Genomic DNA, 26,849 nt, shown 5'->3' on the forward strand with positions numbered 1-26,849 from the left:
GACGGTTGTTGCTGAATATCAAAGGCACGAGTCTGGTATAGATTCTGGACTGGGGTATAAGTAGACTGAGATGGATGTTTCTTTTGAATATGTTGTCGATTGTTCATTTTCTAAACCTCTAGATTATCAACATTAGGATTAAAAGAAGCCCATTTCTGGTGATCGCATTAAATCAAGATAGTATTAGTAATGGCACTAATAACCATCCCAAACATTATATAATGAAGGAATAATAATCAATTTATCGGGTTTACAATTCATTAAATAAGATTTCTATTCCCTAATTACCAATTATAAACTAATGGGTAACACACTATAACTACCAAAAATTTTCAAAATTTCTGTATAATTTTGTAACTCTCCCAAAGCAGATTTCATAATTTGTGCATTCACATCTGCTTCTATGTCTAAATAAAATACATATTCTCCCAAGGAACGTTTAGTAGGACGGGATTCAATCCGACTGAGGTTAATACCCAAACGAGCAAATACTTCTAATACCTTCACTAATGCACCTGGTATATTTGCAGGTACACTGAAAGCTAAAAATGTATGAGTACAATTAATAGCATTATTTTCCTCCATACTAACTACCCAAAACCGAGTACAGTTTTCTGCATAATCATTAATCTCCCTGGCCAATATAGGTAAATTATACAATTGTGCGGCCCGACTAGAAGAAATTGCGGCTGTACTTACTTCTGCTGCTAATCCTTGTAGTGCTTCAGTAGTGGAATTTAGAGGGATTAAATTGACATTTGGTAAAAACTGTGATAACCATCCTTGACATTGAGCTAAAGCTTGAGGATGAGAATAGACGGTTTTAATAGTATCTAATTTAGTTGCATAGGAAATTAATGTATGTTTAATTGGTAAAATCAAAGCTAATTGAATTTTTAAATTCTCTAATTGCCATAAGCTATCTAAAGTCATATTAACACTACCCTCAATAGAATTTTCAACCGGAACAACAGCTATTTCCGCTTGTCGATCTACAACAGCTTGTAGTGATTGAGCTATGGTAAGATAGGGACATAATTCAAAACTTGTTTGAGAAGTAATGCCCTGATGGGTTTTTAACCAATTAAGATAGAAAAAAGCCGCTTGTTCGGCATAAGTTCCCCGCGGACCTAAATGAGCAATTTTCAGGTTCATGCTTTTAAATTTGGCGAATTTGATGAATAATTAATTAAGAGTTGGATTTTTTGACCAAAAATATGGGATACAAGCCCCGTCCTTCTAGGACGGCTTTATGTTATAATTTGGGTATAGTCGCCATAGGGCATTGGGAGACTTTAAACGGACATAGAGGGACGATAAGACCACTTGTGGCGTGTTCCAGTGAAGTGTCAAGAATCACCGCTCCTTTAGGACGGTGAGTATGTCAAAAGGTAAAATTGTTAAAACATATTACAATCAAAAAACAAATGGTTTAATTTGCTCATGGTTACCAAGTTTATCGCTTCTCAATCGGTAGAAATTTCCGTTCCTCAGCAATCTGTTCCAATTCAACACTACTTGCGTCAACCTCAACGTTTAGTAAATGCCCTAGCTGATAATACCAGAATTCAACAACTGTCTGAGGAAGTGTTTCGTTTAAAAATGCGTCCTTTATCTTTTATGTCATTGAATATTCAGCCAACTGTAGATATGAGAGTTTGGGCAGATGCAAGCGGAACCGTGTATTTAAGATCGCTTGGTTGTGAAATTCTTGGTTTTGAATATATTAATCAAAGGTTTGCCCTCAACTTAAAAGGCTATTTATCACCCTTTGAAGTTAGTGGTGAAACTTATCTACAAGGAAAAGCCGATTTAGAAGTTTTGGTAGAGATACCGCAACCATTTTCCTTTACACCCAAGTCAATTTTAGAAACTACAGGTAATGGATTGCTCAAAAGTGTGTTGTTAACTATTAAGCAAAGATTATTACATCACCTTTTAGCAGATTATCGGTATTGGGGTATGTACGAAGCCAAGGAGGCAAAAACTGATTATAACATTTCTGAGAGCAGTAGCGGGTCACAAGCCATATTACCAATTTTGAAACTGGAAATCTAAAATCTAAAATCTAAACTTGTTTGACAAGGACGAAAAGAGCGACGATGTAAAGGTGAAAGTCCGTATTTTTGCAGTGCTAATAAATGACGCTGACTACCGTAACCCTTATTGCGATCTAGATCATACACAGAATATTTTAATGCTAAACGCTGCACCAAGTCATCACGCCAAACTTTGGCCATGATACTAGCTGCTGCGATGTTAAGCGATCGCTCATCACCTTTAACAATTGTCACCTGTGGTATCAGTAAATTCCTAACTAACTGATTACCATCAATTAAGCAGAGTTGGGGCTTTACCCGCAACTTCAGAATAGCACGCTTCATTGCTAATAAAGTCGCCTGTAAAATATTTAACTTATCTATTTCCGCAGTCGTAGCATAGCCAATTCTCCAGTCTAAAGCCAGAGTGGCAATTTTTTCAGCCAGTTTAGTTCGACGAGAACTAGACAGTTTTTTGCTGTCCTTGATGTTATCTACCATGAGTATTGATAAAGCATCTACTGGTAATATAACTGCCGCAGCGACTACCGGACCAAATAAAGCACCGCGTCCTACCTCATCTACACCGACAACCGCACCCTGCATATCTAAGTAGGTAGAAAACTCTAACCAACTCGAATTATCCCAGGGTACTGGTTTAACTTCTCCCATATCTTAACTGTGATTTGTGTGATTTAGATCATTAGTTTAGACCATAATTTGTATGATTACTCTAATTTGACTTAGATGATTAATTAATCATCTAAATCATCAAAATTACAGTCCGAAACCATCTGTATCTAAGGCTGATGAACGACGACGACGACGACGATTAGGAATAGAACCATGATTAGATTCAAATTCTATTTCTTTTTCCTTTTCAGTTTCATTTGTTTCTTCAGTTTTAGGTTCTATTTCCCTCTCTTGTGGAACTATTGTCACTTCTGGAACTATTACTAATGGTGGAAAAGATGGTTCTTCTTCTAGCTCAAATGTTGGTGTCGGTAGTTTAATTGTGACAACTTCAGGAATTGTTTTTTCAGTAACAATTGTTTCAGGGATAAATTCAGTTTCTTCAACAGGTGATTGTCCTGGTTGAACAACATTAATAATTACCGACCTCGGATTTTTTCCCTCTCGGTCCAACTTGAGTAAAGGAGAAATTCCCATTTCAGCATAAGTATCTTGTTCTCTTGTTGACAGCATCACAGTCACAACCTCTGGAGGTTCTACTTTAATTGGTTCTAGTTTGACCTTAGCCCGTTCTGGTCTTTCAGTCCAACCTGATTTATTAATAGTGGGTGGAGCAATTTCTGGTATTGGTAATTCAGGTTCTTCCAAGTCCAAATCCGCATCATTAACAAAACTGAGAGGATTAGTCGGTAAACGGGATTCATCTTTACCATTAACAGCATTAGCACCAATGCGACTACGACGAGTCCGAGTCCGACGCTTGCTATCATTTAATTCTTGATAACTGGGATGATTAATCAGATGGAGAGAATTAAATTCTGGTTCTGCTTCAAATCCATCCCCAAAGCCATCATAGGTATCTCGTAGTACAGATTGCCCTACACTACCACTATCAGGTGTGCGGGTAGTGGGTGCAGCCACTGTCCGAATTTCCCTTTGCGGTATCGGTACAAATCGCTCTGGAATATCCACAGCAGGTACTGGTAAGCGGTTTTCCATTTCTCCTGGTAATCTCAGGATATGTCCTAAACCACCGCAGGTAGGACAAGGTTCACCAAACAATTCATAAATGTTTTGTCCTTGACGCTTGCGAGTGAGTTCAACTAAACCTAATTCAGTTAATTGGGCAATTTGGGGACGGGCTTTATCTGCTTTGAGAGACTTGTTAAAGTGTTCTAAAACTTGCATTTGATCACGTCGGGATTCCATGTCAATGAAATCAACCACAATCACACCGGCAATATTCCGCAATCGTAATTGACGAGCAATTTCCGCTGCTGCTTCGCAATTTGTCCACAATACCGTTTCTCTAGCAGTTGCAGAACGGGTGAAAGAACCAGAGTTAACATCTATAACGGTTAAAGCTTCCGTGGGTTGGATGATGATATAACCACCTGAGGGCAAATCTACCCTTGGTCTGAGGGCTTCACGGACAGCAGCATTGATGCGGAAATATTCTAAAATGGGTGAGCGATCTCGGTGGTGATCAATTAATAATCCTTGGGGTGTTTGTCCACCACTCCAGTTTTGTAGATATTGCTTCACCCGTTTTAAGCCAGTGCTGGAATCAACAACAATGCGATTCACATCACCACCATACATATCTCGGAGGACGCGCTGAATAAAGTCATCATCACGATTTAGTAAAGCTGGAGCTCGGGAGGTGACTGCTTCTTGTTGAACAATTTCCCACTGCTTTTGTAGCACTTCTAAATCTTCAATAATTGCTTCTTCTGGCTTACCTTCTGCTTCTGTGCGTACCAGCAAACCCATCCCTGCTGGTTTTACTAAAATTGCCAAAGCTCGTAGACGGTTACGTTCACTTTCACTCTTAATCCGTCTTGATAAATTTACACCCCGCCCATAGGGCATTAACACTACATAACGTCCGGGTAGGGTAATATTACCTGTGAGCCTGGGACCCTTTGATCCTGTTGGCTCTTTCATCACCTGCACTAAGGTTTTTTGCTGCGGTGTTAATAGTTCTGTAATCGCTGCTGCACTACGTTTCAGTCTCAATGGACCTAAATCAGTGACATGAATAAAACCATTGCGTTCTGGGTCACCGATATTTACAAAAGCCGCATCTATCCCAGGTAAGATATTTTCTACTACACCTAAGTAGATATCACCGATTTGGTGATGACCCGTAGCGACAACCAGTTCTTGTATTTGATCTTCTGAAAATACAGCAGCGATTTGATGCTGCTCCGCGATGATAATTTGTTTTGGCATTCAATTTCCTCAAAAATTGGCAGTACCGCTGGGAATTACAAGGAAGTTCTCTGTTATCCCGCTTGTCCTGACGGTCGCTGCTACAAGACGCTACTAGTAATAAAAATTTCCAATTTGAGTAGCTCTGCAAAGTTATGAAGAGCTAATGATACTGTGATTGCGTTTATACGCTGGGTTTTTCCTGAATAGCTACATATAGTCTAAGAACTTCTATCAACCTTCCTTGGTCGATTTCCCATACTATACGCTGCTATTTCAGCTTTGGATATCCGTAGATACCTGTCATAAAGTCAACATCTCATCAAGTAAAGCCGACTATACCTAAGAAGTACGTACTGAATGGAAGCCCGCCGCGTTTAGACACGGTTTTTCTTGGGTTTACCATGTACAGACGGGGGGAATCTTTCTGATCAGAATTCACTATCCGTGTCTTGATTAGAAAGTTTAGGTGCAGATACGCACTGTGTCATTTTTACAAGAATTATGGCAGGTTGGTCATCTCTGTCAATACTTAAGTTGTATTTTTTACAATTAAACTCACTTGCCTTTGTAACAATTGCATAAAATCCCACCATAAAAGCAAGTCTTATTTCCGGGATAAAATGTAGCAGTCAATGGAGAAGTTGGCGAAAGCTATGGTGAGTGATTGATTCACAGAGTAGCTATAGAGAGAGTGGCTTGTAGTCGTCAGCAGAGTTTGTCTGGGATACAATCTTAGGAATTACACTCTTGTATCTTTACCTTCGCTCCTGTAGTTATCACAGGTAGTGAATTAAGTCATCCAATGCAGCACCAGAAAATTTCTCTTACATCCCTATTCTAACGCAACCTTGACAAAAATCAATCGTTACAACGTACTAATTTTTGGCAGCTACTAACAAGTTATCGGATAACTAGACGCTGACGGTGAATATGCAAGAGATGAAATTCTAGATTAGCTACTGTTTCTAGCATAAACGATATTTTCTCAGGACGCAAGATTACACCATCTGGACGACAACTACCCAAGTAACGCACAACTGCTGTTGAGACTGATTCTTGGTTAGCTGCTGATACTAATTCTATATCCCACAGGAGCTCGCGCAGATTTATTAATTGTTGCTTACCAGATTTAGTTGTATGTGCCGATAAAATCTCCTCTTGATTTTTAATAGTTTCTATCCAATCTTGCCATTGTGCCAGTTTTCCTGGTGTTTGGGGTGTAGACAGTGTGAGTAAATACTCGGCTGCTTCCAGAGATTGGGTAGCAGATGGAGATTTAATATCTATTTCTACCACATTATATACAGGAATACCAGTAGGTAGTTGTTTAACCAATTGGGTATGAAAAGTTCCGATATCAATTGGTTCAGTCAGTTCAAAATCTACAATTTCTCCGTTACTGGTAGCACCTAAGGATAAGGCACTGGCTAGACAAATCCGGGGACTAGGGTGAAAACCACCTGTAAAGGTAATTGGTAAACTAGCGCGACGCATAACCCGATCAAATAGGCGCATTAAATCCAAGTGACTGACTAAAGCCATATCTCCTTGTTTACCAAAGCATACTCGCAATCGTTGGGCTTTGGTGGTATTGGGAACGAAATTACTGGCAAAGCTGGGAATAGGTGGTGCAGCCATGACGACATTATGGCCGAAATCCGGGCTACAGACTCCACAATGAGAACAACCATCAAAAGAGCAGTCAGGTACAATTGCAGCTTCTAGAGCGCGGTGGAGGTCGTCTTGCAGCCATTTTTTATCAATGCCAGTATTAATATGATCCCATGGTAGGGGAGTATCGAGAGGTGATGGGGTTTGTGCTTGTTTGTTGTCGGTAGCAAACAGATTCCACTCGCCATTTTCCACTTGACGGTATTTCCAGTCTAGACCGGCTTGGGCGATGGCTATTCCCCAAGCTGTAAAGGCGGCATCTACATTATCATACCAAGAATCCATCCCCGCACCCAATTCCCAAGCCCGCCGTAATACTTTCCCTAGGGTGCGATCGCCTCTACCTATAAAGTCTTCCATTGCTGAGATCCGAAAATCCGTGAAATTTACTTTCACATTCCGTATGGTGCGAAACTCTTGTCGCAGTAAATTTTGTTTTCTCACCAATTCTGCTGTAGAGACTGAATGCCATTGAAAGGGAGTATGGGGTTTGGGGGTAAAATTAGAAATGGTTAAAGTAAAGTTTAATGATCTTCGGCCTTTTTCCCAACATTCTTGTTTTAACCAGTTGACGGTTTCTGCAATTGCTAGTACATCCGTATCTGTTTCACCGGGTAAACCAATCATAAAATACAACTTGATTTGATCCCAACCTTGTAACCAAGCTGTTTTTATACCCCGTAATAATTCTTCATTGGTCAAACCCTTATTGATAATATCCCGCATTCTTTGCGTACCTGCTTCCGGGGCAAAGGTTAACCCACTTTGACGTGAACCTCCCAGGATATTGGCAATATTTTCATCAAATCTATCTACTCTTTGACTTGGTAAGGTTAAGGAAATATTATCATTTTTGAGACGATTTTTAATTTCCATCCCTACTGCTGGTAGGGCTAAATAATCGGAACAACTCAAAGACAAAAGGGAAAATTCATTGTAACCCGTTTCCCGCATTCCCTTTTCTATAGCTTCTACCACTTTTTCTGGTTCGACATCCCGCGCTGGTCTAGTCAACATTCCTGGTTGACAGAAGCGACAACCACGGGTACAACCTCGACGAATTTCTATGGTTAAACGATCATGGACTGTTTCTATATAAGGGACTAAGCCAATAGAATAGGCTGGGATAGGTGTGGCTACTCTTCGGAGGACTCTTGTGGGTACGTCTGGACGCAGGGGATATACAGCACCAGTTTCGCCCATTTCATAGAACTGCGGCACATAGACTCCGGGAATTTGCGCCAAGTCTAATAATAGTTCTTCTCGATTCAAGTTTGATTTTTGCCCTTCTTCTAAAACCAAACCAATTTCCGGGAGTAGTTCTTCCCCGTCTCCCAAAACTATGAAATCAAAGAAATCTGTGTAAGGTTCGGGGTTAGATGTTGCTGTTTGTCCACCTGCAAAAATTAGTGGGTAATTTCCCTGTAACCTTTCTTCTCTGGTGACGGGGATTCTGGCTAAATCTAACATTTCTAAAATGTTAGTTGCACCTAATTCATAACTGAGACTAAAGCCTAAAATATCAAAGTCCGTCAACCACCGTTTAGATTCTACAGCAAACAAAGGTGTCTGCGTCCTGCGAAGTTTTACAGCTAAATCCGCTCCGGGTAAGTACGCGCGATCGCATAACTGGCGAGGTTGAGCATTCAAAATATTGTATAATATGATATGCCCTAAATTGGATGCTCCCACCTCATATACTTCTGGATATGTCAGAACCCAGCGGATTGTTGCTGTATCCCAAGGTTTATGGACTGCTAAACGCTCGTTACCCAGATAACGGCCAGGTTTTAAAATATCCGGTGTTATTAATTCTTCAACTAAAACAGTCACTTTGCTATCTCTAGCTACCCTAAATTACAGCCAACTACCCCTATGGTAACATTAATTAGAAATTTTGACTGCAATTACATAATTTTAGATTGGAAATGGCAATTTTGGCGTTACATCTTTTAGATTTGGTAACAATTTCATGGCAGCTTGTATAGGTATAGGCTTGTACTTTGTTTGAACATAAACTTTTTTTTCTGACTTGGCTATAAGTCTGAAGTCTCTTTATTCAATCTTTATGGACTGACTGGGTTTATTTAAAGATTGTTATAAGTTCATGGTAAAATGTAATTATATATACATTTTTTTTTGAGAAGTTACAAAACAATCTACTTATGCCTTCTAAATGCAGATTAATAATCTGTCGTAGTGACAGTTACTTTTGCAAAAGCTAGAATATAGAGGTGGTTTAAGTAAAATCTCTCTGTATTTGTCAGTCTCGATTTTTACCCTTGTTATTGACAAAAACGGAATGGTGGAATAACTGGTCTTGATATGTATTAGTGATCTAAATCACATGGAAAAGAGGCATAAATCACCTTTTATACCAAGCATTTTCTTAGATAATAACTAGTAACTACAAGGTTTATTTGCTATGACAACTCAATACGTAATTCGTCAGTTGGTAGAAAAGGCTTTGGATATCCGTAAATTAACCCCAGAAATAGAAAATGAGATTAACACAGAACTGACAAAGCTAGGTCATATCTCTGATGTTGACTATGAGGCCTTAGAATTACTAATGGCAGAGATGGATGCTGGTAGGGTACAGTTAGTTCCTACCTGGGGATAATTCTCTGTTACTGGTAAAGAAATCAAAAAACAAAGAAAAATTCTTGGGTTTGATGATTCAGTGCAAATTTTTTATGTTTGTGTTATAATACTTGAGGAAAAAACTTCTCGCCAACGCCAAAAGTATTTCCAGATGAAAATGCGGCGTGCAGAAGTAAATAACTGTTAAGCAAATGCTCAACGGGAATCCTATTGTAGTAAATTAACAATAAAAGAGCAAAGAATCGTGTCAGTCGAAACCATTGAGAAGCGTTCTACATCTCGCAAGCTTGCGCCTCGGTATCGCGTCCTGCTCCATAATGATGATCATAATCCGATGGAGTACGTGGTACAAGTGCTGATGGCTACTGTTAATAGCATTACTCAACCACAAGCTGTTAGTATCATGATGGAAGCTCACAATAACGGGTTAGCTTTAGTTATTACCTGCGCTCAAGAACACGCGGAGTTTTATTGTGAAACCCTCAATAATCATGGTTTAAGTAGTACAATTGAACCTGATGAATAGTTATTGGTCATTGGTCATTGACATAAGTATATATTATTGACAATGATGATTGACTAAACTCTATGATGAAAATTAATTTAGCACTTGGCCGAAGTACCGCCCCTATCAGGGTTGGTTGCTTTGTGTTGTGTTTATTACTGTTGTGGTTGCCCCTAGCTGTACCAATTTATTGGCTAGTGGCAGATACTAATTTAGAAAGTATTTTGACACTGGTTATATTATATGTAGAGTTTATTTTTCTGCTCAATCTTTGGGGTAAATGGGCTTATCAGCAATCAAAAATATTTAGCCATTATGGGTTAGAATTTACGGGTCTTAATGGTGTAAATGTGTTGCAGGGGTTGGCTATTGGTTTAACTACTGTTTTGGTTTTATTTGGTTTAGAAGGTTTACTGGGTTGGTTGGTATGGCAACAACCACAAGTGTTTTTGGGAAGAATAATTTTAGAAGGTTTATTAGTTGGTTTTGGGGTGGGGTTTGCAGAAGAATTATTATTTCGGGGTTGGTTATTGGACGAGTTACAACGAGATTATAAATTAAATATCGCTCTCTGGATAGATGCAATTTTATTTGCTATAGCCCATTTTATTAAACCTTTGGAGGCAATTATTCATACTTTACCCCAATTTCCGGCTTTGGTGCTGTTGGGGTTAACGCAGGTATGGGGAAAACGTTGGCAAAGGGGGCGTTTAGGCTTACCAATTGGTTTACATGGTGGGTTGGTTTGGGGTTATTATATCATTAATGTGGGGCAATTAACCCAATATTCGGGACAAGTTCCTGATTGGGTTACTGGTGTAAATAATAATCCTTTACAGGGAGTTATGGGGGTATTATTTATGGGTGGTTTGGCTTGGTGGATAGGTAATCAGCAAAAACCCGGTTAAGAAAAACCGCTGTTGGTGAATGAAGGTATGATTTTTTCAGGCTTCGCCCCGCTTCGCTAATACGCAAAGGCGCAAAGACGCAAAGGTAAGAGATTAAAATTTATCCTATAAATCCTGAAATCCTGAACAATTTAATCTATCAAGACTTGACAAATCTCAAAGACTAGGCTATACTCATGTTATGAGTGGGAAACTGTGCGCCCATATATATAGGCTTTTCAATCACTAGTATAATTATTTTTCTCTTTATCCTATAAATCCTGAAATCCTGAACAATTTAATCTATCAAGACTTGACAAATCTCAAAGACTAGGCTATACTCATGTTATGAGTGGGAAGCTGTGCGCCCATATATATAGGCTTTTCAATCACTAGTATAATTATTTTCCTCTTTATCCTATAAATCCTGAAATCCTGGATAATTTAATCTATTAAGACTTGACAAATCTCAAAGACTAGGCTATAGTTATGTTATGGGTGGAAAGTGTGCGCCCATATATAGACTTTTCAATCATTAATATAATTATTTTTTCTTGATCATATAAATTCTTAAATCCTGATTCTGACAATTTAATTTTTATTATGGCTTATTTTACCCCAGGGCAACTACTCAAAAAAGGACAATACAAAATTATTGACACCCTTGGACAGGGAGGATTTGGTATTACCTATTTAGCGCAAGACCATAAACGCAAAAAACAAGTAGCTATCAAAAGTCTCAATGTCTCTTTTTTGAAACAACGCTATCGAGATAAATATGGGAATACAGAAGGTTTTGGAGAATTTTTAGCAGAAGAACAGGACAAGTTTAACACTGAAGCGATGGTTTTAGCTACCTTTGATCATCCTCACATTGTTAAAGTTTATCCTGAACTGTTTCAAGAAAATGGTTTATCTTGTATGGTGATGGAATATGTCAAAGGCAAAAATTTAGAACAATATTTATACGCGAATGGTGTTTTTAGTGAAAGTGCAGGTTTAGAAATTATTAAAGGCATTGGAGAGGCTTTAATTTATATTCATGGTCGTAATTATCTGCACCGAGATATTAAACCTGCGAATATTTTACTAAGAGAAGAAGACAATAAAGCCATATTAATTGATTTTGGTTTAGCTAGAGAAGTCAACTTTGCCGAATTGATGAGTTTAACAAATGCCAAAACTCCGGTTTTTGCACCACCAGAACAATTTGAAAATAGAAGTAATTTCACTCCGGCTTTAGATATCTATTCCTTAGCTGCGACATTATATGTAATTATCGCCGTTCATGAACCTCCTTTCATTCCTCTGCCTAGTCCTTATCTGAATGCTAAGATTATGCTAGATATGAAAATGGCGATTGAACCACCGCAAAAATACAATTCTCAAATTAGTCAAAAGGTAAATGATGCTATTCTCAAGGGAATGGAGTTAGATTATCAAAACCGTCCTCAGTCTATTACAGAATGGTTTAGGTTTTTAGGTATTCAAACAAATGAAAAACCTAACCCCCCTAACCCCCCTTCCCTACAAGAGAAGGGGGATATTAAAGCCTCTCTCCTACAAGGAGAGAGGTTTGGAGAGAGGTTTTTAACTAACCTGAAAACTTTCACTTTTGAAGTTGTCACAACCAACGCAAAAGGACGTATTATCAACAAACGCAACCACTCAGCAAATTACTTTGTGGAAGATTTGGGAAATGGGGTGAAGTTGGAAATGGTGGAAATACCCGCAGGAACATTTTACATGGGTTCACCGGAAAATGAAGCGAAAAGACATGATGATGAAAATCCCCAACATCAAGTTTATGTTCCCAGCTTCTTTATCGGTAAATATCCTTTGACTCAAGCACAATATCAAGCTATTATGGGAAACAACCCTGCTTATTTCAAAGGTGCTAATCGTCCTGTTGAATGTGTGAGTTGGAATGATGCAGTGGCATTTTGTCAAAAGTTAAGCCAAAAAACAGGTAAAAACTATAAATTGCCCAGTGAGGCACAATGGGAGTATGCTTGTAGGGCAGGAACAACCACACCTTTTTATTTTGGTGAAAGTATTACCCCAGATTTGGTAAACTATTATGGTAACTCTACCTACGCTGCTGCACCGAAAGGAAAATATCGAGAACAAACCACAGATGTAGGAACTTTTCCCCCTAATGCTTTTGGTTTGTATGATATGCACGGAAATGTGTGGGAATGGTGCGAAGATGATTGGCAGGACAACTATATAAACGCGCCTATAAATGGTAGTTCTTCGATTAGTCTAGGCAATAACAAGGTGCTGCGTGGTGGTTCTTGGGACTTCAATCCTGAGGCTTGCCGTTCTGCGTATCGCCGCAACAATGCCGTCGAATGGAGCGGCAAGCGCGAGGGTTTTCGTGTTGTCTGTGGTGCTGCGTGGACTTTGTAGCCCTTTACACTCTTGCTCTTTTGCCCTCTGCTCTTTTTTCTTTTCCCTTGCCTCGTGGCTAGGCGGAATTCTTTTTGGATAAATACTGGATGTGGAAACCTTATATATATGGGCGCATACTTTTCCACGTATAACCTAAGCATAGTCGAAACTGAGAACTTTGTCAATGTCTGAATCAGGATTTCCAGGATTTAAGGATTTTCAGGATGTTGTTGGATGATTGTTTATGGGAAGTTGGGATTTTTCAGGATGTTGTTTAATGATTGTTTGTGGGAAGTTGGGATTTTTCAGGATGTTGTTTAATGATTGTTTGTGGGATTTTGGAGATGATTTTGTCAGAATCAGGATATCCAGGATTAAAGGATTTTCAGGATGTTGTTGGATGATTATTTGTGGGAAGTTGGGATTTTTCAGGATGTTGTTTAATGGTTGTTTATTGAGATTTTGGAGATGATTTTGTCTGAATCAGGATTTAAGGATTTTGAGGATTAAGCACTAAAAATTCATCTATTTTGTAGATAACAATCAAAAACATCATCCTGAAAATCCTCAAATCCTGGATATCCTGATTCAGACAGTGATTAATATTACTGTTTTAAATGATTTGATAAATGAAAACCCTATATATATGGGCGCACACTTTTCCACCCATAACATAAGTGTAATTGAAACTGAGAATTTTGTCAAGGGCTGAATCAGGATTTACAGGATAAATTATTTGTGTGTGGTCTGCACAATTTCCCAGCCATAACAGAAGCATGGTAGAAACTGAGAATTAAGGTAAATATTTTTGTACCACTGTCCAACCGCTGAGAGATACCCAGGCAAATCCTAGTAATAAGCAGAGATTACAACTAAGATGTAATGGTCTAGCCCAAGGCTTTATGGTGCTAATTTGAGTGGCACTAAATGCGGATACTAAAACTAATATTACTACTATTAAGCCAGCTAATAAATGTGGTGAGTGTCCTAATGTACCAAAGTGTCCTAATGTACCAACAATGCCTACGACTAGAAGTAGTAAGACTAGACTAACCATAATTATGCCAATTATATAATGGAGCGATCGCACTTGAGAACGATACCAAGGTAGTAGAATACCGAAAGACGCTGGATTAGTTCTGACCTGTAACATCCAAATACCAGATATGGCTAAAATTACGTAAGCTAGTAATGATAATCCCATTGACCAAGCGGCTATTTTCCATAACCATAGAAAGGAAGGTAGGTGCATAAAACAGTTTAGTTGAGAAAAGTTACAGAATTACTATAAACCTAAATTAAACTTATGACTAGTTCTAGAAATGATTGGTTTCCTACGTCGGTTTGGCATTTTTCTGTGGATAATTATCAAGAATTAAATGCGCTACTGTTACAAACTATCTATGCAGAAGAAGGTCGAAATAGTCAGGGTGAGAAGTGGTCAAATATACTAGGATGGCATAGTGGGGATAAGTTACATGAAATGGATAGTTTTGACAATTTTACACAAATTATTCATAAAAATGTTTTAGAAGTTGGCACATTTTTACAATGGGATTTACAAAAGTTTAGCCTAAAAATTACAACTTGTTGGGCAATTATTAATCGTAAACTTGCGGCTAATTCTGTACACAATCACCCAAATTCAATTTTAAGTGGGGTCTATTATTTAAAAACTCCTGAAAATTGTGGTGATATATTCTTTTGTGATCCTCGACCGGCTTCACAGATGATTATACCACCTTTTATAGAGTTTAATCTTTGGAATTTTCCGAGAATAAGTTACAAAGTTCATGAGGGAATGATGTTAATATTTCCCAGTTGGCTTTTACATGGTGTGGAAATGAATATGAGTGATCAAGATAGGGTGTGTATTAGTTTTAATATTGGCATGGTACCTGTAAATAAATAATGTTTTATGAAAGAAAATTAGCTTTTATTTAGGCTGTCGCGCACTCTCCCCTATGTACGGTGTACACACAAGTTACCCCACCCTAACCCTCCCCTTGCAAAGGGGAGGGAACTAATTTTTCTGGTTTCCCCCATTTCCAAGCGGTTTCCCCCATTTCCAAGGGGGGATTAAGGGGGGTAATTTTTCTAGTTTCCCCCATTTCCAAGGGGAGATTAAGGGGGGTAATTTTTCTGGTTTCCCCCATTTCCAAGGGGGGATTAAGGGGGGTAATTTTGTATCATTTAATGTGAGAGGTTTGGGAATGTGGTATAATAAGTTGATGGGGTGGTAGTTTGCAAGCAAGGCTAAATATTGCTAAAGTAATAATTAATACGGAGGTAGATAGAATTAGTGCTGCTGGTTTGCCTCCAGATGATACCAGGATTTTGAGACAGTTCTGAGTTGTGTGGGCAATTATTTGGGTCATGTCTACGATAAAGGACTGGTTTAAAGTTTCAATTATTTGGACTAAACTATCTAAGATTTTGGTGGTTTTATCGGACTGAGTAGGAAGATTTTCTTTTTCTGTTGGTTGTTGAGACATGGTTTACACTCCTGGGATATGTGTTTTTTTTCATGTCTCTATCATGACTTGTCATTTCCCCTGATAGGTTGGGTGTTGTAGGTCATTTTTTATGAAAATTTATGTAGGTAAATGTAGGCAGATGTAGGTTTGTAGGGTACAATTTAAAATCATTAGTCTATTACTAAATTTAACCTATTTACTCAAAATATGTCCAATGGATTCTCAAAAAGCTTTAAATTTTATCAATCGTGTATTGTCAGAAAAGAGAAAACCAATTTTAAATCCTATAGAAAAGGGTCTATTTTTGGGTATTTGGGAAAATCAAAGTTATGATGATATTGCAGCTAAAATTAACATGACTAGTCAATATACAAGAGATTTAGGAGGGAAATTATTTAAAAAGTTAAAACAAGATTTAGGGATTATAGTTAATAAAAGAAATTTTCAAAATCCTATAAAATACTTTTATCAAGAATATTCATCTAATTCTGCTCCGCTAAAACCTAAGATAGAAATAACTGAAATCGAACCAAATCCACTACAAAATAATCAAAATCCATTTATTCCCATAACTGGAAGAATAGAAAAACTAGAAAAGTTTTTTGGTAGAGAAAAAGAAATAAAAGAAATATTTGAACTTCTCAATAATGCCAGTAGTGTAGTGATTATTGGTGAACAAACAATTGGTAAATCATCTTTATTATATGCAGTTTATCAGCAATCAGAAAAACTTTTAAAATCACCGCGTCAACCTGTTTTTCTAGATATGAATAATATTCATAATCAAGAAGATTTTTATTTTGCTATATGTGAAAAAATTGATGTTCCAGCTAGTATAGGTCAGAAATTTAATAGGAATTTAGAAAATAAAAGAGTATTATTAATTTTAGATAATGTTGGTAAATTGAATGGAGCAGGATTTACAAGAGATATGAGAGATCATTTACGGGGTTTAGCTGAAGGTGAAAATGCTTGTTTAAAATTAGTTTTAGCCGCAAATGAATCTTTACAAATATTATTTAATGATAGTTATGAAACATCTCCATTAGCAGATATTTGTCTACCAATAGATATTCCTGTTTGGAATAAAAAAATTATCCGTGAATTTATTACTGAGCGGTTACAACCAACTACAATTGATTTTACAGAAGCAGATATCCAAAAACTGATTCAAGAAAGTGGTGGATATCCGCAAAAATTAACCCAGCTTTGTTATAATTTGTATAAAAAATATTCTGAATCTAGTATTTGAAAATATGGCATTGCTAATTTCAAGAATGAAAATAATTTTGCATCAATTGAAAACGCTTGTTGAGACGTTTCATGGAACGTCTATGAATACTTGTCGAAATTAAGTAGGGTAGGTTGGGTTGAGGAACAAAACCCAACATTTACGAGGGTTTGTTGGGTTTCACTTTGTTCAACCCAACCTACGAAAATCCTTAACTGAGAAGTATTATAATATCTCTACATTCCAAAATCATACACAGATTAAGCAACACCAAAACCATATTATGAATAACAAATCTCCTGTACCTCGTTTAGATTTAGCTCCTAAATTACGCCGTCCTCTGTCTTTATGGAATCCTTTAGATTATCTACTTTTGCTGTATTGGGTGTTTTACTTTCCCCAGGCTTTGTGGTGGTATGTTGATACCTTTGGCGGGGGTTATATTCCTGTAAAAGAAATGAATTGGAGTAAAGGAATAAAAATATTACGCGAAAATCCTATTCAGTTTCAATTATTATTTCAAGGTGTGGTTTTAACAATAATTACACCCATATTGATTTGTTTATGTCTGCAGGAATTAGGCTTGCGTGTTTTCTGGTCTGGTGTGGCGTTCGGTGTGGCGTTCGGTGTGGCGGGAGGTGTGGCGTTCGGTGTGGCGGTAGGTGTGGCGTTCGGTGTGGCGTTCAGTGTGGCGTACGGTGTGGCGTTCAGTGTGGCGGGAGGTGTGGCGGGAGGTGTGGCGTACGGTGTGGCGATAGGTGTGGCGATAGGTGTGGCGATAGGTGTGGCGGGAGGTGTGGCGGGAGGTGTGGCGGGAGGTGTGGCGATAGGTGTGGCGGGAGGTGTGGCGGGAGGTGTGGCGGGAGGTGTGGCGGGAGGTGTGGCGGGAGGTGTGGGAACTCTACGTCCAGAAAATTGGTTATTTGGCTGGCTTGTAAACCTAAATTATGTCAGAAATGCTAGTTTTTCACTTCCTCGTATTACTATTATCCCCTTACCTTACCTTAATTCGCGTTTAAAAAAATGGTTATTAAATGATTGGAACAATGGCATATATAATGTTAATCAACTATTGAGATATACCATGCAATTTATTCCTGTAGTTAAAGCAGTGAATGAGGCACTGAATACAAAGCCACCAGAACAAATAATTTGGTCAATTTCTCAGTTAACAGAAACTATTTATGATTGGGAATTAATACATTTTACATCTGCTGCTCTCAATGACAAACTCATATCAAGAGCAATAGATGATTTTATATTACCTTTTCCTGGAAAGCAAAGATTAAAAAGGAATTTGAATACAGATACCCGAATAGATACCCCTTATCGTGCGGTTGCGGCTGGTTTTTGGTATCTGCATGAAAAACAACCATTTAAAGCAGTACAAGCTTTTGAAGTAGTTCGTTCTCTACTTTATGGGGAAGAAATGTATATTCTTGCCATAACTCTAGCAGTATTTAACGACATAAAAAATTTAGATTCTATTGCTAATTTACAAATACCTACATTTCCCACAATAGATTTATTACGTCCTACCACTTGGCAAATATTAGATAGATTTGTCAAAGTAATTGAAGATATAAAAATCATTAACGGTAGTTTCTCCCGTGTGTCTCGTTCTTCGGCTTTAAATCGCGCATTAGGTGAACTGACAACTATTTTAAATACAGCCGATAATTTACCCAAAGCAGAAAAAGAATTAATTATAGATATTGCCCAAAATTGGCAGCAACAACTATTACAAATTGCTGGAGAAGTTGGAGAAATTGCCATTACTAAACCTGTAAATAATCCTTATGTTATCGGCGACCCTGTAATGGGTAAATTATTTATTGGGAGAGAAGATATTATCAGACAATTAGAGGAACTTTGGCTTAAAGGTATTCAAGTCCAGTCTGTAGTAATTTATGGTCATAGACGTATGGGTAAAACTTCGATTTTACTCAATGCTGCTAACTCTTTAGGTAATGAAGTAAAAGTCGTTTATGTGAATTTACTAAAATTAGGAAATGTGACTCAAGGAGTAGGTGAAGTATTAATGGCTATTAGTGATAAAATTTCCCAAGTTTTGAATATTGAACCTCCCAATGATGATGATTTATTAAGACTTCCTGAACGGACTTTTAACCGCTATTTTGAAAAAGTAATTAAAGATTTATCTGGTAGGTTAATTATTGCTATAGATGAATTTGAGAAAATAGAAGAATTAATTAAAGCTGGAAAAATTAGCCCAGATTTTATGGGTTTCTTGCGAGGTTTAGTACAAGAAGATTCTCAAGTTGCTTTTGCTTTTGCTGGTTTGCATACTTTAGATGAAATGACAGCAAATTATTTTGAACCTTTTTTTGCTAGTGTTCTTCCTATTCGTGTCGGGTTTTTAAATCGTGGTACAACTGCTCAAATTCTTGCTAACCCAGCTATTGAAGATTTTTTATTAGACTACACACCGGAAGCGCTTGATAAAATTTATGATTTAACCTACGGACAACCTTATTTAGTGCAGTTGGTAGGATTTCATTTGGTCCGACTATATAATGATTTTACTTTTGAACAAGGAAAAAAACGCGAATCTGTTTTTACGGTAGAAGATGTGGAAGCAATTGTCAAGAAACCGGAATTTTTTCAAAGAGGTAGTAATTACTTTAATGGTGTTTGGGGTCAAGCTGGAGAAAATAATGATCATATTCAACAAACAATTTTAATTCATCTAGCGAAGGATACCACAGGATTAAATGTAAATGAATTAATTGAGTTAACGGGAATAGATGAAACTGATTTACAGAAAGCTTTAGAAACTTTAAAACGTCATGATGTGATTGGAGAAAATCAAGGATATTGGAGAATAACAGTAGAATTATTTCGACGTTGGGTTTTTAAATCATATTCTGGAAATTTATAATCATTGTATGCCATTTTGACCCCCCTTAATCCCCCCTTAGAAATGGGGGAAACTTTCCATTTTGACCCCCCTTAATCCCCCCTTGGAAATGGGGGAAACTTTCCATTTTGACCCCCCTTAATCCCCCCTTGGAAATGGGGGAAACTGGAAAAATTAGTTCCCTCCCCTTTGCAAGGGGAGGGTTAGGGTGGGGTAATTTGATGACTAATGGTGATTCGATAACTTGTTTGTAAACCGTAGCCTAAAAGCAGAGGAAAAAGGAATAATATTTAATACTTGAGAGGTTTACCAAAGAGGTTAATTTATACATTAAAAACTTTTCAAAGACCCTCTAAGATAATACAGCAATTCCCGGTGTTATGAGGTACATATATAGCGGGCAAGATGCCCGCACCACAAGAGTTTCATGATTCAACTTTGTACATCATCTTCAACGAAAAATGCTGTATTTACATATTATCAGGATCTACACCTAAAGCCTTTAATTTTTCTGCCAGTAATTGGGCGCGTTCTTCGGCATTTTTAGCGCGTTCCTCAGCATTTTTAGCGCGTTCTACTGCAACTTTTGCCAGTTCATCACCAGTTAATAAAATATTACCATTTTGATCACACCAACGTAACCAAGAATCGTTTCTACCTTCAAATTCTCCAGTCCATAAAGTTATTCCCAAACCAATATTTTCTAACCAGTTATCTGTCATTTCTAGATAATGTCTACCCTCAAGAGTATAAATTCGGAGAATTTCCTCCCCTAAATTTTGATTTGGGTCATAGACAATATAATATAAAACTCGCATTTGCTCATAGATTTGCAGCTTTTTAGTTAATTCATTCCCATCTTTATTAGAAACAATTTCTAGCACAAGTTCCGGGAATTTACCAAAGTTCCAAACTAGATAAGAACGATTATTTTTTTCCCACCAGTTTTCAGGAATTTGCACATCAAAACTGATAAATACATCAGGAACTATGGGAGGTTCACTGAAGGTATGGTAAATACCAACATTAGCTTCAGCTAAAAAAATCTGATTTTCTAAGGAACTATAAAGAGAAGCGATTAAAAGGCGCTGTTGTTTGGCAGATGCAAAATTATCCACAGGTGTATCATCTTCAGTGACTAGAAGGTTGGCATCTGGTACATCGCAATCATCAATTTCAGTTTTGATAAGAAGTTGCTCAACCATGATTTTATCCACTACTTATAGAAATTCTCGGACTATTATCAGTATAACACTTAATTGGAGATTTTAATAACAATCTAATTTTAAACTAAATCCTGTTAATATCTCTTCACCTAATAATTCTGTCGGTAGATTTTGCAATTCTGCATCTTTTCCTGAACGATAAATTTCTACTTGTTGTTGTTGATTAATCAATCATGTCATTTTTACCCCTGCACTGATAACCACACAAATAATCTGGTTAGTGATTATAATTCTCATATTCTCCAGACCCTCGACTTCTTCAAGAAGCCGGGGATCTTAATATCTGATTTCAGAGTAACAGAAATTAACCGAAATGTTTGATAATTGCGTCAGCAAATTCAGAACATTTTAAAGGTTGTACAGGTGGTTCCATTAACCGCGCTAAGTCATAGGTAACCTGACCATTGGCTATGGCTGCACCTAATCCTTTTTTAATCAAATCTGCGGCTGCTTGCCAACCCATATATTCTAACATCATCACACCGGAAAGAATCACAGAACCAGGGTTAATTTTATCTAAGCCAGCGTGTTTTGGTGCTGTCCCATGAGTGGCTTCAAAAATCGCGCAGGAATCGCCAATATTTGCCCCTGGACCCATGCCTAAACCCCCAACAATAGCAGCAGCAGCATCAGATAAATAATCACCGTTTAGGTTCATTGTCGCCAGAATTGAATACTCATCTGGACGGGTTTGAATTTGTTGAAAGATACTATCAGCAATGCGGTCATTAACCATGATTTTATCTTTCCATTGGCCATTTCCGTGGCTTTCCCAAATTGTATTCAAAACTGTTTCTACTTCTTTGACAATTTGGGCTTTTTTCTCTGGGGTTAAAGCATCAAAACCAGGATCAATTTCATGGGCGTTTTCTTCTGCGGAAATATTGGGATTTTTCTCTTTATTTCCTAATATCCAAGATTCCCGTTCTGTGACTGTTTCTTGACGAAATTCCGTAGTAGCTAGTTCATAACCCCAGTCACGAAAAGCACCTTCGGTGTACTTCATAATATTGCCTTTATGCACCAAGGTGACTTGTTGCTTATCTTTGGGCAATAACAAAGCGTGTTTAATTGCTCTTCTAACTAAACGCTGAGAACCAGTTTTACTGATAGGTTTGATACCGATACCAGCATCAAGAGGAATTTGCTTTTTACCGTGTTCTGGAGTAGCAGGTATCAATTCTTCATTAAGGATTTTAATGAGACGAGTTCCTATTTCGCTACCTTGTTTCCATTCAATTCCCAAATAAATATCTTCCGTATTTTCTCGATAAACAATAACATCCAATTTTTCAGGAGTTTTGTGGGGAGAAGGTGTCCCAGCGTAATAACGACAAGGACGCACGCAAGTATAAAGATCAAAAATTTGCCGTAATGCGACATTTAAAGACCGAATTCCACCACCAACGGGAGTAGTTAAAGGTCCTTTAATCGCTACCCCATATTCTTTAATTGCCGTTAATGTATCCTGGGGTAAATACTGATAAGTTCCGTATAAATCACAAGCTTCATCACCAGCATAAACCCTAAACCAGCTAATTTTTCTTTTGCCACTATATGCTTTTGCTACCGCTGCATCAAGCACTTTTTCCGTTGCAGGCCAAATATCTATACCCGTACCATCACCGCGAATAAATGGGATAATGGGATTTTCAGGAACAACTGGTTCACCATTTTTGAAGGTAATTTTCGCGCCGGTGCTGGGAGGAGTAATCTTTTCGTACATAATTAATACATTCCAAATAAAAGAAATTCACCAAGTATAGGAGTCAGGAGTCATAATTTCTGTAACTCCTGGATTCTGTAACTCCTGACCTGATAAAGTATTGTGGGCTAGGATTTCGCTAAAACCTCTGGAAGTGATTTTTTTAACACTCCGGGGCTTTCCAACTTTCCCCAAGATTTGAAGTAAACTACTTTTCGCTATTTGTCTTTCATTTTGTAGAATAACCGATAGCAGATAGTTTATTCACGCTCACGCTAACACGAGTAATGGCATGACAGACCCAATGATTGTATCAGGCACTACAAATGATCTCGAATCCCTCCGCCAAAAGTTAATCGCTGGGTCCGAAAAAGTCCAACAACAAATCATCCCGCAGTTAGCTGACTTGGGTAATGAGGGGTTAGATGTGTTGAAGGAATTTTTGCTGAAACGTCGTGATACCCCAGCAACTTGGATTGATGGTAAGGTTTACCAAGTCATCTATAATACCGATGTATTGACAAGTCAGGAATTTCTACAAACTAACTTTCCTGAAGGAATTATACCTCTAAAATCGGACTGTGGGATCAGTTACAATTCTTTGCAAAACCTACTTGTAAATCAAGATTTTCAAGCTGCAGACCTGTTGACAATTCAAAAGATGTGTGAAGCAGCAGGTCCCCAAGCAGTACAAAGAAAATGGTTGTACTTTACTGAGGTAGAAAGTTTACCAATTCAAGACCTACGTACTATTAATCAACTTTGGGTAGTTCACTCAGAAGGTAAATTTGGCTTTTCCGTACAACGAGAAATTTGGTTAGGTTTAAATAAAAATTGGGTTAACCTCTGGCCTAAAATCGGCTGGAAGAATGGTAATAACTGGACAAGATACCCCCACGGGTTCACCTGGGATTTAACCGCCCCTAGAGGTCATCTACCCCTGTCTAATCAATTGCGTGGGGTGCGGGTAATGTCTTCTCTGTTGTCTCATTCTGCTTGGAATAAGTCTGAATAATTTTCTCACGCACAAGACGCGGGGACACGGAGATGAGGGGGTACAATTAATGATGATGAATTTTTAAGTATTCTCTCAGTATGGGGGATATATTCAATAATTTTTCATCATTTTCTAATTTGGTTAATAAAAATCTTCTTGTTAATGATTGTAACCCGTTTATTATATCTATTGATGACAATGATAAGCACTTTTTTATCTCGTCTCTAGATATGGGTTGATGATTTTGACTGATTTTTAATAATATCTCTTTTTCAATATCAGATAATCTCAACCATATTGAATCAAACTCGGTTTTAAAGTCCGCTGTTAATATTAAAATATTTTCTTTGAGAAATTCTGATACTTCCCCCTGAAATACATCTTTAATCAGGATACTAATATACTGTAAATATTTAGGATGATTTTCATATAGTTTCATCAATTCTAACCAATTTTCCTGATTTTTTAAGCCTGTATTTTGTAAAATATCTGCATGATTTAACCCTGATATTTCTAAGGAATAAATTGGGTAAAGTTCGTTATCTAATGATATCATTTCTTGGCATTTTTCCTGACTAATGAGAATTAAACAGCTTTGATGTTCAATTTCCGTGATCATTTGCAGAAAGGTTTGATAATCTTGATATTCAGGTTTATATTTTCCAGCAAATTGACGATTAATAAAAATATTTTCTAAATCATCTAAAATAATTAAACATTTCTGATTTCTAAATATATCAAATAATTGTTTTAATTTATCATCTATAAGTTGTTTAGCTTCCTGTTGACAAACATTTAATAAATCATCAATAAGTAAATTTAGGGATTTAGGAAATTTTAAACTTCTCCAAATAATGACCTCAAATTTATCTAAGTTTAAATCAACAAATCTTTTGACAAGGGTAGTTTTACCAATTCCTGGTAATCCTAATATGGAGATTAAATGAGTGTTTTGATTGACAAGAAACTTAAATATCAATTCTAGTTCTTTTTCCCGTCCATAAAAACGATTAATTTTAGGAGATACGGTTAAATCATGGTAATAAGATTTAGATTGTTTTGGATGATGATCTTCTTGATAATGATTTGATTTTTGATGATGAGAATAACAATTAATATTATTATTGCCAAAGCTAACAATTTTAGAATTTATAACTCTTTCTATAGTCCAACAAAAATTAGATTTATTAACCTCTTGACCTAAACCGTCAGATAACATTTTAAATAACTTCCTACTTTCGTCACCAATATAACCCTCATCATAATCATAAATCCTGGCAATTTGTCTATAGGTTTTACCATTAAATAGTTCTTGAATAATCTTTTTTTGTAAATCATCTAAATGTTTATCAGTCTGTGTAAATACTAGGTGATCAACAAATTGTAACATTTCTGTAACATTCATAAAACCGAGCTTAGGTAATATTTTTAGCCATTATAACTCAATTTGTTGGCAATTTATCAGGTATTTTCAGGTATTTTCTTAAAATTCTGTAACAAAACATCAGGTAATATCAAGCATTTTCTGACATGACAAAAAAGTTATTTAGTATAAAACTGATTAATCAAGGGTAATTAAAGCAAAAAGAATTGTAGGAAAACAATGGTTAACCAACTTTATTATGGGGACAATTTAGAAGTTTTAAGACGTTACATAAAAGATGAGTCTGTGGACTTATGTTATATTGATCCTCCCTTTAATTCTAAACGGAATTACAATCAAATTTATAATAATATCGGTGCAGAAGATAAAGCACAAGCGCAAGCATTTATTGACACTTGGGAATGGGATGATCATGCTATTCGTGGAATAAATGAAATTCTCATTAATTATCATGGTTTATTTACTCAACAATGTATTGCTTTAATTACAGGTTTGAGTAATGTTTTAGGAAAAGGAAGTTTACTGGCTTATTTGGTGAGTATGACTTTAAGGATAACAGAAATTCATCGCGTTTTGAAACCTACGGGAAGTTTTTATTTACATTGTGATCCCACTGCGAGTCATTATTTAAAGTTGATTTTAGATGCAATTTTTTGCGCTCAAGGTGGAGATTTTTTAAATGAGATTATCTGGCATTATAGAAGATGGACAGGAAAAGCAAATAAATTTCAGCAATTACATGATACTATTTTATTTTATTCAAAATCTAAAAAATATACATTTAATGTAATTTATACTGATTATACGGAAGGTTCTGTTGCTAGAAAAAAAGGCGGTATTTTACACCGTTTTAAAAAAGGAGAAGAACCTACTTTAGTCAGTAATAAAGAAATAGATGAAAAAGGTGTTAGGGAAAATGATGTTTGGCAAATACCTTTTATTGCACCCTCAGCAAAAGAACGTTTAGGTTATCCTACCCAAAAACCAGAAGCATTATTAGAAAGAATAATTAAAGCCAGTTCTAAGGAAAATGATATAGTATTAGATGCCTATTGTGGATGTGGTACAACCGTCGCAGTGTGCCAAAAATTAGATAGACAATGGATAGGAATTGATATTACCTATCAAAGTATTAGCTTAATCTTAAAAAGATTAGAAGATAGTTTTCCAGGAGTTTTAAAAACCATTAAACTTCATGGTATTCCTAAAGATATAGAAAGTGCAAAAGCATTAGCAAATAAAACAGATGATCGCACTCGTAAAGAATTTGAAAAATGGGCAATATTAACTTATACTAATAATAAAGCAGTCATTAACGCTAAAAAAGGTGCAGATAAAGGTATAGATGGAATTGTTTATTTTCAAGGTGATAAAAATGACCCAGAAAAGATAATTTTTCAAGTTAAATCTGGTAAAGTTAAATCAGGAGATATCCGAGATTTACTAGGAACAATGACCCTAGAAAGTGCCAGTCTAGCCATATTTATCACTCTAGAAGAACCCACTAAAGATATGCTAAAAACCGCAAAATCTGCTGGTTTTTACCAGAGTAAATACATGAGTCATAGTTGCGACAAAATCCAAATCGTCACCATTAAAGAGATAATTGAAGATCAACAAAGATTAAATATTCGTTTAAGTTATGAAGTTCTCAAAAGTGCGGAAAAACAAAAAGAAGTAAGAGTGAATCAAATAGAGTTAGATATTTAATAAATTTTGTTTAATAAATTTTAATTTTTCTGAACAATCATAGACAAAATCTTCTAATTATTTGAATTATTTGTTTCTTCCTTTGGTAATTGTCATAATTGAATTAGTTTCTAAACAGAAATGTTGAATGTCGTTACAAAACTTTACATATTTAAGTATACTAGTATTATCAAGGGTAAAAATGTCAACATTTCATAATATCTTCCATCCAATGAACATAACTGATTT

General features: G+C 36.7%; 20 protein-coding genes. 10 read left to right on the forward strand and 10 right to left on the reverse strand.

Features of this window, described 5'->3' with window-relative positions; translation table 11 throughout:
- Positions 1–291 precede the first annotated feature (291 nt).
- Complete coding sequence (gene pheA, locus H6G44_RS18065; RefSeq protein WP_190387902.1) at positions 292–1,155, reverse strand: prephenate dehydratase; 864 nt, start codon at positions 1,153–1,155, stop codon at positions 292–294.
- 288 nt (positions 1,156–1,443) lie between these two features.
- Here pheA and H6G44_RS18070 point away from each other — a divergent pair, with 288 nt between their 5' ends.
- The gene (locus H6G44_RS18070) at positions 1,444–2,058 is read left to right on the forward strand and encodes a DUF1997 domain-containing protein (protein WP_190387901.1); all 615 of its coding nucleotides are present in this window, start codon (positions 1,444–1,446) and stop codon (positions 2,056–2,058) included.
- Here H6G44_RS18070 and H6G44_RS18075 read toward each other — a convergent pair.
- The 3 genes from H6G44_RS18075 to H6G44_RS18085 form a co-directional block, all read right to left on the reverse strand.
- Positions 2,055–2,711, reverse strand: a complete 657-nt coding sequence (locus H6G44_RS18075; protein ID WP_190387900.1) for a ribonuclease HII — start codon at positions 2,709–2,711, stop codon at positions 2,055–2,057. The two genes, H6G44_RS18070 and H6G44_RS18075, sit on opposite strands and share 4 nt — an antisense overlap.
- Before the next feature lie 105 nt (positions 2,712–2,816).
- A complete protein-coding gene (locus H6G44_RS18080) occupies positions 2,817–4,967 on the reverse strand; it encodes an Rne/Rng family ribonuclease (RefSeq protein WP_190387899.1) in 2,151 nt (716 codons plus the stop codon).
- A gap of 882 nt (positions 4,968–5,849) precedes the next feature.
- Positions 5,850–8,453 carry a TIGR03960 family B12-binding radical SAM protein gene (locus tag H6G44_RS18085; RefSeq protein WP_190387898.1) on the reverse strand — a complete coding sequence of 868 codons (2,604 nt, stop codon included), beginning with the start codon at positions 8,451–8,453 and terminating at the stop codon, positions 5,850–5,852.
- A gap of 592 nt (positions 8,454–9,045) precedes the next feature.
- Here H6G44_RS18085 and H6G44_RS18090 point away from each other — a divergent pair.
- From H6G44_RS18090 to H6G44_RS18105, 4 genes are all read left to right on the forward strand, one after another.
- A complete protein-coding gene (locus H6G44_RS18090) occupies positions 9,046–9,243 on the forward strand; it encodes a hypothetical protein (protein WP_190387897.1) in 198 nt (65 codons plus the stop codon).
- A gap of 225 nt (positions 9,244–9,468) precedes the next feature.
- A complete protein-coding gene (gene clpS / locus H6G44_RS18095; RefSeq protein ID WP_190387896.1) occupies positions 9,469–9,750 on the forward strand; it encodes an ATP-dependent Clp protease adapter ClpS in 282 nt (93 codons plus the stop codon).
- A 65-nt stretch (positions 9,751–9,815) separates the two neighbouring features.
- The gene (locus H6G44_RS18100) at positions 9,816–10,637 is read left to right on the forward strand and encodes a CPBP family intramembrane glutamic endopeptidase (protein ID WP_190387904.1); all 822 of its coding nucleotides are present in this window, start codon (positions 9,816–9,818) and stop codon (positions 10,635–10,637) included.
- A 582-nt stretch (positions 10,638–11,219) separates the two neighbouring features.
- Complete coding sequence (locus H6G44_RS18105; protein ID WP_190387895.1) at positions 11,220–13,028, forward strand: bifunctional serine/threonine-protein kinase/formylglycine-generating enzyme family protein; 1,809 nt, start codon at positions 11,220–11,222, stop codon at positions 13,026–13,028.
- 775 nt (positions 13,029–13,803) lie between these two features.
- Here the strand turns inward: H6G44_RS18105 and H6G44_RS18110 are convergent.
- On the reverse strand, positions 13,804–14,262 hold the full coding sequence (locus tag H6G44_RS18110; RefSeq protein ID WP_190387894.1) for a DUF4079 domain-containing protein: 459 nt from the start codon (positions 14,260–14,262) through the stop codon (positions 13,804–13,806).
- A 54-nt stretch (positions 14,263–14,316) separates the two neighbouring features.
- Between H6G44_RS18110 and H6G44_RS18115 the strand changes: the two genes are divergently transcribed.
- A complete protein-coding gene (locus H6G44_RS18115) occupies positions 14,317–14,922 on the forward strand; it encodes a TIGR02466 family protein (RefSeq protein ID WP_190387893.1) in 606 nt (201 codons plus the stop codon).
- 277 nt (positions 14,923–15,199) lie between these two features.
- Here H6G44_RS18115 and H6G44_RS18125 read toward each other — a convergent pair whose 3' ends face one another.
- Positions 15,200–15,505: a hypothetical protein gene (locus H6G44_RS18125; protein WP_190387891.1), complete on the reverse strand. Its 306-nt coding sequence runs from the start codon at positions 15,503–15,505 to the stop codon at positions 15,200–15,202.
- A gap of 196 nt (positions 15,506–15,701) precedes the next feature.
- Here H6G44_RS18125 and H6G44_RS18130 point away from each other — a divergent pair, with 196 nt between their 5' ends.
- Both H6G44_RS18130 and H6G44_RS18135 read left to right on the forward strand, forming a co-directional pair.
- Positions 15,702–16,739, forward strand: coding sequence for an nSTAND1 domain-containing NTPase (locus H6G44_RS18130; protein WP_190387890.1), 1,038 nt, complete (start codon positions 15,702–15,704; stop codon positions 16,737–16,739).
- 262 nt (positions 16,740–17,001) lie between these two features.
- Positions 17,002–19,620, forward strand: a complete 2,619-nt coding sequence (locus tag H6G44_RS18135; protein WP_190387889.1) for an AAA family ATPase — start codon at positions 17,002–17,004, stop codon at positions 19,618–19,620.
- Positions 19,621–20,069: 449 nt separating this feature from the next.
- Here H6G44_RS18135 and H6G44_RS18140 read toward each other — a convergent pair whose 3' ends face one another.
- From H6G44_RS18140 to H6G44_RS18150, 3 genes are all read right to left on the reverse strand, one after another.
- Entirely contained in the window at positions 20,070–20,804 is a 735-nt protein-coding gene (locus H6G44_RS18140; RefSeq protein WP_190387888.1) for a Uma2 family endonuclease, read from the reverse strand.
- Between the two features lie 63 nt (positions 20,805–20,867).
- The gene (locus tag H6G44_RS18145; RefSeq protein ID WP_375379354.1) at positions 20,868–20,996 is read right to left on the reverse strand and encodes a hypothetical protein; all 129 of its coding nucleotides are present in this window, start codon (positions 20,994–20,996) and stop codon (positions 20,868–20,870) included.
- Between the two features lie 133 nt (positions 20,997–21,129).
- Positions 21,130–22,551 (reverse strand): NADP-dependent isocitrate dehydrogenase, encoded by a 1,422-nt coding sequence (locus H6G44_RS18150; RefSeq protein ID WP_190387887.1) that lies wholly within the window; start codon positions 22,549–22,551, stop codon positions 21,130–21,132.
- Positions 22,552–22,822: 271 nt separating this feature from the next.
- Between H6G44_RS18150 and H6G44_RS18155 the strand changes: the two genes are divergently transcribed.
- Entirely contained in the window at positions 22,823–23,545 is a 723-nt protein-coding gene (locus H6G44_RS18155) for a GUN4 domain-containing protein (protein WP_190387886.1), read from the forward strand.
- A 46-nt stretch (positions 23,546–23,591) separates the two neighbouring features.
- Here the strand turns inward: H6G44_RS18155 and H6G44_RS18160 are convergent, their stop codons facing one another.
- The gene (locus tag H6G44_RS18160) at positions 23,592–24,932 is read right to left on the reverse strand and encodes an NB-ARC domain-containing protein (RefSeq protein ID WP_190387885.1); all 1,341 of its coding nucleotides are present in this window, start codon (positions 24,930–24,932) and stop codon (positions 23,592–23,594) included.
- 198 nt (positions 24,933–25,130) lie between these two features.
- Here H6G44_RS18160 and H6G44_RS18165 point away from each other — a divergent pair, with 198 nt between their 5' ends.
- Entirely contained in the window at positions 25,131–26,621 is a 1,491-nt protein-coding gene (locus H6G44_RS18165) for a DNA methyltransferase (protein WP_190387884.1), read from the forward strand.
- Positions 26,622–26,849: the final 228 nt, after the last annotated feature.

Source organism: Aphanizomenon flos-aquae FACHB-1287 (assembly GCF_014698755.1).
GTDB lineage: Bacteria > Cyanobacteriota > Cyanobacteriia > Cyanobacteriales > Nostocaceae > Dolichospermum > Dolichospermum flosaquae.